General features: G+C 40.1%; 8 protein-coding genes and 4 pseudogenes. 9 read left to right on the top strand and 3 right to left on the bottom strand.

Annotated elements, in window-relative coordinates:
- The 9 genes and pseudogenes from UC15_RS24340 to UC15_RS24300 form a co-directional block, all read left to right on the top strand.
- Positions 1 to 643 (top strand): annotated as a pseudogene (locus tag UC15_RS24340) (IS3 family transposase); the annotation flags it as partial.
- A gap of 356 nt (positions 644 to 999) precedes the next feature.
- A complete protein-coding gene (locus UC15_RS24335) occupies positions 1,000 to 2,073 on the top strand; it encodes a metallophosphoesterase (protein WP_112291645.1) in 1,074 nt (357 codons plus the stop codon).
- 208 nt (positions 2,074 to 2,281) lie between these two features.
- Entirely contained in the window at positions 2,282 to 2,590 is a 309-nt protein-coding gene (locus UC15_RS24330; RefSeq protein WP_112291644.1) for a phage holin family protein, read from the top strand.
- Entirely contained in the window at positions 2,583 to 2,972 is a 390-nt protein-coding gene (locus tag UC15_RS24325; protein WP_112291642.1) for a M15 family metallopeptidase, read from the top strand. Before UC15_RS24330 ends, UC15_RS24325 begins: the two co-directional genes overlap by 8 nt.
- A gap of 245 nt (positions 2,973 to 3,217) precedes the next feature.
- Positions 3,218 to 4,336: a DUF3472 domain-containing protein gene (locus UC15_RS24320; RefSeq protein ID WP_112291640.1), complete on the top strand. Its 1,119-nt coding sequence runs from the start codon at positions 3,218 to 3,220 to the stop codon at positions 4,334 to 4,336.
- Positions 4,337 to 4,532: 196 nt separating this feature from the next.
- Entirely contained in the window at positions 4,533 to 5,273 is a 741-nt protein-coding gene (locus UC15_RS24315) for a hypothetical protein (protein ID WP_112291637.1), read from the top strand.
- Positions 5,274 to 5,725: 452 nt separating this feature from the next.
- Complete coding sequence (locus UC15_RS24310; RefSeq protein WP_112291636.1) at positions 5,726 to 7,207, top strand: S8 family serine peptidase; 1,482 nt, start codon at positions 5,726 to 5,728, stop codon at positions 7,205 to 7,207.
- 160 nt (positions 7,208 to 7,367) lie between these two features.
- Positions 7,368 to 7,583 (top strand): annotated as a pseudogene (locus UC15_RS26120) (Tn3 family transposase); the annotation flags it as partial.
- A gap of 159 nt (positions 7,584 to 7,742) precedes the next feature.
- Positions 7,743 to 7,924: pseudogene (locus UC15_RS24300) on the top strand (IS6 family transposase); the annotation flags it as partial.
- Between the two features lie 549 nt (positions 7,925 to 8,473).
- Here UC15_RS24300 and UC15_RS24295 read toward each other — a convergent pair.
- The 3 genes and pseudogenes from UC15_RS24295 to UC15_RS24280 all read right to left on the bottom strand — a co-directional run.
- A complete protein-coding gene (locus tag UC15_RS24295) occupies positions 8,474 to 8,794 on the bottom strand; it encodes a hypothetical protein (RefSeq protein WP_112291632.1) in 321 nt (106 codons plus the stop codon).
- Between the two features lie 839 nt (positions 8,795 to 9,633).
- Positions 9,634 to 10,662: a fimbrial protein gene (locus UC15_RS24285; protein WP_232829987.1), complete on the bottom strand. Its 1,029-nt coding sequence runs from the start codon at positions 10,660 to 10,662 to the stop codon at positions 9,634 to 9,636.
- Between the two features lie 938 nt (positions 10,663 to 11,600).
- Positions 11,601 to 12,247, bottom strand: a pseudogene (locus UC15_RS24280) (IS3 family transposase); the annotation flags it as partial.

Here is a 12,247-nt window from a genome sequence, read left to right as displayed (position 1 = left end):
AGGTGCTTCGCAGGCAGGGCCACGTCTTGAACCACAAGCGGGTACACCGGATTTACTGTCGCTAAAACTGAATTTTCGTCGTAGAGGTAAACAACGCATGCCGGTGCGCAATCCGGCTCCGCCGGCAACGCCGGAGGCACTTAACCAAAATTAGTCGATTGATTTATGTACGATGCGCTGACATGCGGCCGACGTTTCGGACTTTCAACGTCGTCGATGATTTTAACCGCGAGGCTCTGGCCATCGAAATTGACCTAAATATCCCGGCACAGCGCATTGTGCGTGTTCTGGACAAAATAGTGGCAAACCGTGGATATCCGCTGAAAATGCGGATGGATAACGGCCCGGAACTGATATCACTGGCTCTGGCGCAATGGGCTGAGGACCATGCTGTGATGCTGGAATTTATCAAGCCGGGTAAGCCGATGCAGAATGCGTTTATCGAAGGGTTTAACCGAACGTACCGGACAGAAATACTGGATTTTTATCTGTTCAGAACGCTGAACGAAGCACGGGAAATAACGCAGCGCTGGCTGAATGAATACAACAGTGAACGGCCCCATGAATCCCTGAATAACCTGACGCCGGAAGAATACCGGCTGATGGCTGAGAAGACGGAAATCTCAAAAGTGTGTGGAACTAAAACGGGTATGCTTGCAAATCCATCTTGATTTCAAAATAGTGACATAGGTAGACTCTAAGAAATATCATTGGAAAATTGCCATCTTAAAACTTTATAAAAAAATTAACAGATGCATTAAGATAACTAAACCTTCTCAAATGTAACATTTTCAATGGGTGCTAAATAAAAATTTTATGTAACTCTAATAAGGTGTACCTGTGATGCTTTAAAAAAATTAGATAAACTTAAATTTTATTAACTTGCCAAATGTTATAAAAAATATATATTCCCAAGAAGAAATTGCTTACTTAAGCAAGTACCATTTCAATTAGTATAATGATATTAAAAATAGTGACAACATACCTAAAGGTGTAATTATGAATATTGGGATTATTAGTGATGTTCACAACAATGGCCTATCCGAGCAAGAGGTCATATCTACTTGCATTGATAATATAATCAATAATGGAGTATCTGGTATTTTAATCGCCGGTGATATTGGAGATTATGAGTCGAGGCGTAAAAATTTTTTTGAAATACTAAAGTTAAAGTCGGAAAAATATCACTTTCCAAATATCATATCAATGCTTGGTAATCATGATGTTAGGACTGGCGCACTACCTGATAAAAACTTAGATCCTGATTTGGTGAAGTTATATCATTCGTATCTGGATAATTTCAACTTAGAGTACTCAGACGATTTTATGAGTATTTGTTCGGTGATAAATGGATATTACTTTATCTGCTTAAACACTGACTTTGGACTCAAAGATCAAATGAAAATTAAAGACATTGCGATTGAATGGCTCGATAAAACTCTCCAAAAAGCTTCAGTTGATGACAAGCCAATTTTTTTATTAACACATCAGCCATTTAACTTTACACACTGGAGATCAAGTCTGTTTGGTGGATTTGGAGATCAAGATGAGTGCCTCAAAGAAATTTTGATAAAGTATCCGCAGGTAGTTTGCTTGTGTGGGCACATACATAATGGTTTGGGAACAATTGAATTTATTCAACGTCCATTCGGTACACTTATTGAAATACCTAGCCTAACTAAGGGTGAAAATGGAGTGACCGATATGGGAACCGGATGGCTTGTAAAAATCCAAGAGGATAAGTTATTTTTCGAAGCTTGGGATTTTTATAAAAATATCCACCTTGATAAATATGATAAAACTTTAAATCTTCCAACCATTCCAATGCTATTAAAGCAATCTTTAGATTTAGGCATTGAGTTGAATCATGATTTGGCAGAGAATATCGAATTCTTAGTGAGTAAAGAATATGATAATGATATTCCTGATGGTGATAATACATATAGAGACCAAAGTTATTACGGACTACAAAAAATATATGGCGATGATACCTGGATTGAAATAGAAAATGTAAGGGGTGAGATTATTGAATTACTGAAAGGGACTGAAGGCGTAGTTCATATCTGTAAATAGGTTAATAATTTGAGTTGGCATACCTCTTACAGTTTTCAAAAAATGCTAGCCAATCTAACTTGAAATGTATTTGCTAATAGTCATCATAGATATTGCTTAAACTTAAAGTAATGTTTTTATCAAGACTAGCATTTCCAAAATACGCTACTGGATAAAAATTTCATTATGTTTTGGCAAATTAATTAAATTTATGCCTGGAGTGAAGATTATGGTTTTGGATATTTTAACTGATAATCAAGCATTAACCTGGCTGATAGTCGCGGGGTTTTCTGCTTGGGGAGGGGTTGTTAGATATCTAATGGATAGACAGGGACGCAGATATAATTGGAGTTGGATGGGCGTCATTAGCCAAATAGTTATTTCAAGCTTTACAGGAGTGCTTGGCGGTCTACTAAGCTTAGAGAATGGAGGTAGCGATTATATGACATTCGCAATCTCAGGGCTTTTCGGCACGTTAGGTAGCACCGCTTTAAGCTATCTGTGGCATCGTTTTATGGGGAAGAAAAGTCATGAGTAGATTTTCATTAGGAAAAGTAAGTTTGAAAAATTTACAAGGTGTACATCCAGACTTAGTGAAGATTATTAAACTTGCTATAAGCATATCACGAATAGATTTTAGAGTAATAGAAGGGGTTCGTAGCGAAGAGCGTCAACGCCAGATGGTTATGAGCGGTCGTAGTCTTACACAAAATAGTCGGCACCTTACTGGACATGCTATTGACGTAGTACCTATTGTTGATAATAAAGTTCCTTGGGATGACTTTTCAATTTTTGAAGAGTTAGCGAAAATAATTAAAAAAGCAGCTAAAGATTTAGATATTCCTATTATTTGGGGAGGAGAATGGTCAAAACTAAAAGATGGTCCTCATTTCGAACTACCTAGGTCATTTTACCCATAATAATAGAGTCTTATTAGTGCGAAAAAATAATCAATTTATATAAATCACTAATCACTAATTACAGAACTAAATGCTGGGATAAATATTAATCATAAAATTCTATTGGGTTTTATATTTTAGAATTTCACTCATAGGAAAACACAAGTATGTAATGATCTGAAAGAACTTCGTTTCTAAAAGTTTGAAAAAACTTAAAAACATTCAAAAAATTCACTCAATATAGTCTTAACGAACATGGGGGTTATATGCCTAGTACGAATGACAGAAATAAAAATGAAACTAAAGAAATTAATGAAGTTCCTTCCTGGGGGCCTTCCTTAACTTCATATTTCACAAAAGACAAGTATGAATTAATTTACGTAGAGCAAATGGTTCCATCAATGGGAGACGAAATCAGCATATACTGGAGTGGTTGTAATTTTTATTTCGAAGAGAGAGGTGGTTACTCAGGTATTCAGCATCAGAATGATAAAGAAATTGATGGGAAAATTTTCACTAGAAATAATATTTGCTCAATTTGGGACTTAGATTCATTAGACCCATCACTTCCCTCAGAAGTTACTTTGACCTATGGGTTACCTGGATTACATTCTAGTCACTTTGGGGGGGAGGGTACTGGCCTTCATACATCACATCCCATGCCATGGACCCCAAATCAATGGTATGCAATAGTCATTAGACGGTGGGACAACCCAGTTAGCTCGAAAACTACAGGAATGGCAATGTTTATGTATTCTTACCTTGATTCTAAGTGGACGCATTATATGTCAGCTGATGTTCCCGGGGTAAGGGTCCCACTTACTGGAAATACGTGTAACAGTTTCCTTGAACGTTTTTCAGGGACCGCCGAGTCATACCATGGTATTTATGGACAGCATTTTAGAATGGACGAACATGGTGTTTGGGAAAAACCTTTTAAATATGTCGCATCAGCTGGGGGTAGACCTGAAATATGGGATGCGGAACTATACCAAGACGCAAATGTAAAATTAAGTGTTGGGAAATCAAATAATCAATCAACAACTATAACATTGAATCCTAACCAGTGGGATAGTAAACCAAAACCAGTTATTCCACCTCTAGTTGACTCTTTGTCTACAACCTACACAGAAAATAATAAGCATATTTGTATTTCATGGGAGGTTAATGAATCAACTCCTCCGCAGTTAACATTTTACATTGAAGTTAGAAAGGAGATGAAGAATGGAGAGCTTAAAATTGGTTACAATGAAACGTCTCCACATAAAAGGGATATCCAGTTAGATGTGGAATGTTTAGAACCTGGATTGTATCATGTGAGTTTTGAGTATTATGATATTTTTAATCAAAAATCAAATACTAAACACAGTTCATTCATAGTGTGAAATCTTAATTCATTTCTAATACCGAGTGATGTTATCACTCAAGATAGAACGATTAAGAAAATTCAATTAGATGTTAATCCTTTGTTGTAATGGTGCTTATATCTATCTATAGGTAAGCGTTAAACAATCAGTAATAATCCTATATTTAGAAAGTAATAATATTTTTCCAAGGTAAGTATTAAAAAAGAAGGTTAATATGAGTATATTAAAGTTATGTACATTACTTATGCCCTGCCTTATTTATGCCAACAGTAGTATATCTGCTACACCAACGATGGACTGGCGGATAAACTCTTCAGAGCCATTAAATCAAATTACGTTTGGGATAACTATTAATGAGGCAGCTCCTATCGATGAGTTTTATTTTGCAAACCAATTCAGTTTCACTGGTGGAGGTGGCGGAGGTTATACTGGAATCCAACCAACTAAAAATACTAGCCATGGTAAACGGCAGTTTTTAGTTTTATTTAGCAGTTTCAGAAAAGACACAACGGTAAATCACTTAAATTGTAAAAGTGGAGCGGATGGAGGAAAAGCTGGTGCCACTTGCCGACTTTACATCCCAGGTGAGCTAGGTGACTCATTTTTATTTCATGTCAAGAAAGAAGGACAACTCATGACTGGTGCAGTGTTGAATAAAAGTACTGGTCGTGAGGATATCATTGGTCAATGGAAGATTGGAATGTCATCAGGTAGCTTAGCTATTTCACATTCATCTTGGATTGAAAATTATAAAATGAATGATCCGAACTTCAAACTTACCTGTGATAATAAAGGTTGGCCGTACTACGAAGTAAAGTTTTTACCACCAACCGGAAATTATGGGAAGATTCAAGGTACTATTTCTACCTTATCCAGGGGCTCTGATGCTTGTCCTGGAGCTATTACCTGGAGTCATGATAAGACTGGAACTTTAGTCAAAGGTGGCTTTAGATAATTTATCATTCACTTTTATAAACGAATCATAAAATGCCTCTGGCAAATGGATGCTGCCTTTTTTATTCGTAATTTAGCTCAAGTGGACTAAGTTATGCTTAAAGTTAGAACGATCGCTAAACCGGAGTTGCACTCGAAGGTTTCAAAGAAAAAAACCGTGAAATCACTCTTACTATTGGTCTTTTTTTTGATGGTACCGGTAATTATGCCAATAATAGTAGTGAGATTCAGACTCCTTGTTCAACTATGCCGTAGGCGTACTACTGTTCTCACAAAACTAATATACGAAAAAGAATTGATGACTCGATAGATCAATGAGTTAAATTTATATTTAAACTGCTTTTATTTTAATTTAAAGCAAAAGGTTGTTATTATTGATATATTAAAAATGTTTTAACAGTTTACATTTGACTATCCAATCGTTTATTATATTAATTATCTAGGATTTAGAAAATGGAAAAAAAATACAAATTACTTGTAAAATTCAAACAAGAATACATCTCTCATGTAAAAGATGGTGTTTTATATTTTCATGATAAAGAGACTATGTTAAGAGACAGTTATTTCATATTTAACCTTGATTATAGGATGGCTATTCCTGATCTGGCTGCTAACGGAAAAAAAGAATTCACAGAAAATAACATAGACCTCTCTCAATATAAAGGTCTTGTTTATGTTGACAATGATATGACATCCCGTGAGCTGGAAGAAATTGCAGACAAATTAAGACAACTAAATATTGTAGAATATGTCGTTTTAGAGCCAGCAGAACCTATCATCCCGCCCTCCATGCCTGACTTGGAGGAGCCATGTATCAGAGTATTGTCTAACACTCCCGACCTCTCGAGCTATCAAACATATAATCGTGACCAGGCTGGAGCTGACGTTTACGGTATTGATGCTGACTACGCTTGGTCAATAGGTATTACCGGGAAAGGTGTCAGATGTGCAGATATTGAATGGGGTAATATTTATGGTCATGAAAATTTAAAAAGTGATAACTTCATAGAGCTTGTTGCTACAACTAACCATTCTAATGACGACCATGGCGCTGGCGTGGCAGGTGTTATTTTCGCTAGAGGTAATGGTTTTGGTATGAAAGGGGCAGCCAATGGTCTTGATTACTTCTATGGAATATCTGAAATAACTCATGGCAGGCCCGCTGGTATTGCCAAGGGACTGGAGTATCTTCGCCCTGGAGATGTTTTCTTATTTGAGATGCAAACTGGGGGGCAAAACGGCAACTATGTACCACCTGATTTTAATATGGCTGTTTGGGATTTGACAAAAAACGCGACAGATAATGGAATTATTGTTGTTATGACTGCAGGAAATGGGAGCGAGGATTTGGATGACCCCTTTTACGAAAATTATAGAAAACGGGGAGATAATGGCGCTATTCGTGTAGGTGCCGGAACAAAAGTCGGTCGTCACCGAGCCTCTTTTTCTACTTATGGCAGTAGCATGGTTCATTTGCAAGGATGGGGTGACTGGACAGTCGCGACTACTGGAGGTGGTAATCTTTTTAACGCTGGCCCCTTAAGAAACTATAGATCTAATTTTAGTGGTACATCATCTGCCGGACCAATAGTTGCCTCTGCAGTTATTGCAGTACAGTCATGGTATAAAGCGAATAATAATGGTGAAGTATTATCTCCTCATGCTATGAGAGAGCTTTTAATCAAAACAGGTACTCGACAAGGAAGCGGCGGACATGTTGGTCCTCTTCCTAATATTAGAAGGGCGATAGAAGCACTCCAAATTAGTGGTGATAAACCTGTTCTATGGTCTCCAAATTCTGTTCGTTACGAAGTCGATGATCTTGTTGAACACAATGGAAGGAAATATATTTGTACTCAAGCGCATGTATCGAATTCTGGTTGGGCGCCTGGGGTTGCGAATACACTTTGGAAATTAGTGGGTCAGGCTTTCTAGTCTTTCACGCTTTATCGAAATTGCAGGGCTAAATAAAGTTATATGGGGTTCCGGCGTAGAACCCCATTAGTACAGCAGAAGGTCGTCATGCGACGGCCAGAAATGTTTTCACGGAAAACGAGGTGAATTAAGGTAAGACTACCGTGAAGATTAATAAGGTCAGCTTGGTTCTATGGGACTGGTACTGAACATGACCGTGCTGTTGAATACAATTTACATGGGTGCTACGTTACAGCAGTTGCGTCAGCAAGGTTATCCAGTTCTGGAAGAAGATATGGCCTGACTATCACCCCTGTTATGTGGGCATATAAACATGTTGGGGTGTTACTCCTTCACGGTACCTATAACTGACTGCATCCGTGGAATCTGCTGCTAGATTCCCTTTAGCCAGATTAGTCAGCTCCTGCGCCGCCCCCGGTGCAGAGGCTATACCGCCCGCTGCGGTTAAGGTCGCGACATTAGGTGTACTGGTTCGGTTCTGTCGCATTATGACGGCGTTAGTTAACATGCTGTTTTTTTATGATGTTGCCGGCTCATGCCTCTGATACGTAAAGCTTTCAAACGCCTGCATTACCCTATTGATGCTATTGCCCAATGTGTTCGCTGGTATCTGGCTTATGCCATTAGCCTACGAATCTCGAAGAAATGATGGCCGAGCGCGGCTTTATCGTTGACCATTCTACGCTTCACCGCTGGGTTATCCGGCTGGTGACGCTGACCTCCTGAAACGGCTGGTCACTGATCTCAGTCTGGACAAGGAAATGCTACAGGACGTCATCCGAAAAAAGTTCTGAGGCCGGTGCAGAAACGCTAGGCGGTCGAATACCTGCTGGCGGCACCGCATCCATGCTCAAAAAGCAAAAGTCACAGTATAGCGAAGCGCTGAGCCGTTCCTCCGCTATCTTCAGGCGCGCGGAGGAAGGCATTAGGATAATGAAAAACAAGATGGATGCTAGGTGAGTAGGCTAGCATCCAAAATGGGTCAATGTAGAATGTGAGTCATAAGAAGTGGGTATAGCGGGAAATATCTGCAATCTGAAAGCTCTTAGCGTGTTTTTTTACATTAATGGCGCTCAAACACCGATCTCTGATTTATCCCGACACCGATATTGGGAAGGGATCAAATATCAGAAGATCTCTAAAAGCGAATGGCCCGTTTTTAGCGAATAATTTCATTATCACTAAGTCGCAGTAATAACATGCACATAGAGAACCTGTTTAATAACGACTCTCAGTTTTATAAAAAGCAATACAACTTAGGAATATTTAAACGCATTTGAACGTCAGGCGAGCAACGCCATTAACTAGTAAGTGTGTATCAATTTCAGTTTTAACTTCACTCATGGATTTATTTTGTACCCTACAAAAATCAGAAGCCTTTTTAGTTGCAGTCCCAATAGCACCTTGTATACGTCCTGCAGCAGGCGCTGCCTCTACTTCAGTGAGATAGTCGCCATTATTCAGCTTTTTAACATCAGATTGATATGTCAAGCCCAACCCTTGAAACTTAGTTTTATCATTTTGCACAGCGCAACCGCTTAACAAAGAACCCATTAAAACAGTGGCGACAACTATTGATGATTTCATGTGAAGAATAATCCTTATCTATTTGGTTAGCCTCTATTCTACAAACCGGAATGAAACATTAATTAAACCAATTGCTATTTATAAATTTGCATAAGGTTATCGCATTGAATATTATAAGAAATAAACGATGCTTACCGACTAACAAGATCGTCAGCGTTGACTATGTTAAAAACGTCAAAAAATTGAAGGTATAGGTAGTACAGCTACCGCGGAATTAACAACTTTCAGTATTCATTCATTCAGTCATTTATGTAGTCGGCGCAGACAAACAAGCAACCAATCGTTTTGACCTGCAGCCCATGATTCAAGACACATCGATGAGAGTATGGATTCCTGACTTCCGTTCTTCGCCTATTTCGGACAGTGTTCACTCAGCTGCCCGCTTTGTGCCAGAAGCGGACGTTTTCTTTAAGCCTGAACTGCCAAATTTCCATCAGTATCAAAACCATGAAACTGTGTGTGCCGCAAAGCGGTTTTCAGGTAATCTGGGACTGAGACCAGATTTAGCTTTAAGCAATGCACCGCCATATTCAAACAGCGCAGTGATTAACGCTGTAGCCGTGCTGCAATAGTGGCGGGTAGCGAGTGTCGGACAGGTGCTCTGGATTCCAGATGACGTCAGAATAGCGTCTGTGGTCCCATCGGGGCGGTAACGGACAACACGCTTCCCCCCATTCAGCATTCCATAGATAGCCCATCTCATCTGACCAGCTACCAGTTTATTAGTACACCCCGATGTTAGTGAGTCATCATAAGCCACATGAGGACATTCCCATGAATCAGCGCAATTCACGCAATAAGCGTGCTATGGTCATAGTATATAAACAGAATAATTATTTTTATTGCCTATAAATAATCGTAAACGTGGCGCTGGCTTTTGCGGTGCCCGTGGTGATATTACTTCCCGTCTGATAGTAGCGGGCTTTTAGTGGAACTATATAGTCTCGGCTCCCCGGAGTATTAGCAACCCCAAGATATGTCTCGGTAGACAAGGGCAAAGGAACATCCTTGTAAAGAAGCTGTATACCCACGCCCGACGCACCTTCGTTTGCACCAGTCAGGTTCAGTATCCCCTGTAATGCATTCTGCGCGCTGCCGTCTATCCGGAAATAAATATTGGTTTGGCTATCGCAGTTTAAAGTGATTTGGAAAAAACGCGTGTTTGCATCACCCGGCCAGGTGCCCGGGCCCTTGAATGCCCGCTTTTCTACCGTTCCCATTGGGACGATTATCGCGGTATCTTGCACACTGCATGCCACACTTTTGACGTTGAACGCGGGGATGTTAATAGCTGACTCAGGTTCAAAAGTTGTCCCCTGATTGTAGAGTATGAACGCACCGGCCTTTCCTACAGCAAGGTTTCCGGTTCCCGTCGTTTGCGCCGTTTTGTAAAACTGGATGTTTGCTTGTGCGGTAATTGGCTGAAAAGTAAGAATTCCCCCAGCACCACATACTCCTTTAGTGTTTTTATTCCCACCCATATCATTCGTCCCATCAACATAATACGTATAGGCGTTGTTACAATTACTGACAGATGTGACACCTACCGCGTAACCTATGCCCGCAATATTGGTGCTGTAAATGCGCCTCCCAGACAGCATCATTGCATAAGTCCCCTCTGCCTTTACCCCAAATGTCTGGGCAATTAAGGCCGGAGCAGGCTCATTCGTGCAGTTGTAAACCGACACCACCCCGGAGACCAGCTCATTGCCTATAGCTGAGCCTACCGGCTGGTCCCTTTGCACTATCAGGTCTGGGGCCGGAAGAGTAGTCGCGGCGGTCACCAGTTTGCATTCATAAGCCTGTGCATCGGAAGCCATTGCCCAGAAAAGAACGCCACTTAGACCAAACCAAAATCGCTTTTTCATTCATTAACCCTCTTCATGGCAGCGCGAATGGATAAGCGTCACATCGGTCGCGTACCCCAGATTACGGGTTCCCTTGTCAGGCATACCGCTCACATAAACCCATTATCCATCCGTCAGCGCGGAGCCTGATGAGCGTTGACAACTTCTGCTGACGCACCCAATGAAAAATGAAAGGAGGGATGCCAGTGTCAGCATAATATTTAAAACGCTGAGTTTACCCCAAGCCATAAGCGTAAAAGTTTTCATAAATATATAGATTGCACAGCTAAATTGGCGCGATTACGTTTTTGTAAAAACAAAAACTGCAATCTTTCATTTTTTATCTGAGCAAGATTCGTTCTTAATTTATAGTTAAGACTGAGGCCTTCCCTGTTAAGTTGTCATCAGATTATGACTGGCTTTTTAATATTTTAAAATTCAAACAACCCTCAAATTTAACGAGAGTTGGTTAGGGTTTTATTTAGATTCCCTTAATCATAACCAAGTAAATAACATTAATGAAACCTGTTTATAACGATCAATTAAACAAATTTTAATAGCCATGGCCTATCAAAATAATTTCAATGATCGATTGTAACGATCAAACTCTTGACTTCGTTCGCTACTTAACCTAAATTCGCATCAATGCTCAATTAACCAGCTTCTTTTAAGCTGATTTGCGAGCAGTCAAAGACCTAACTTAAAAATAAAGCGAATATTGATTACTTAAAAATCCATGGAATTTATAATTTTTTGTTCATAATAAAAAGTATGCGCATGGAGCGAGTTGAGCGGACAATATAGTTAAGCAGATTATAACGCTCATGAAATACTTAAAAAAATGCCTCATGAAATAAAATATTCTATAGTTTGTTGATGGTTAATTGATAAAGCAATGCTAGCAACAATCCATTTTTTATGGATATAAACCTCCTAAAGGTAATGTAAGCACACCGGTTTTAGTTCCAGGCACTTTTTTGATATTTCCAGTTTCACAGCCATCAGCCGATACTCTTCCGGCGTCAGGTTTTTAAGGGATTCATGAGGACGCTCACTGTTGTATTCATTCTGCCAGCGTTCCGTTATTTCCCGTGCTTCATTCAGCGTTCTGAACAGATCAAAATCCGGTATTTCGGTCCGGTACGCTCGGTTAAACCGTTCTATAAACGCATTCTGTGTTAGCTAACCGGGCTTGATAAATTCCAGCATCACGCCATGCTCTTCGGCCCATTGCGCCAGAACCAGTGATATCAGTTCCGGTCAGTTATCCATCCGCATCCTCAGCGGATATCCCCGGTTTGCCACTATCCTGTCCAGCACCCGCACAACCCGCTGCGCCGGGATATTCAGGTCAATTTCGATAGCCAGAGCCTCGCGGTAAAATCATCCATGACGTTGAAAGTCCCAAACGTCGGCCACATTTTATCGCATCGTGAATAAAATCAATCGACCAGCTTTGGTTGAGTGCCTCCGGCGTTGCCAGCGGAGCCGTATTGCGCACCTGCAGGCTTCGTTTACCCTGACGACGAAAATTGAGTTTTAACAGACAGTAAATTCGGTGTACTCGCTTGTGATTCCAGAAGTGCCCCTGCCTGCGAAGCACCTG

Source organism: Rahnella sp. AN3-3W3, assembly GCF_003263545.1.
In the GTDB taxonomy this organism is placed as follows: domain Bacteria; phylum Pseudomonadota; class Gammaproteobacteria; order Enterobacterales; family Enterobacteriaceae; genus Rahnella; species Rahnella variigena.
This window is presented reverse-complemented; position numbering and strand designations above follow the sequence as displayed.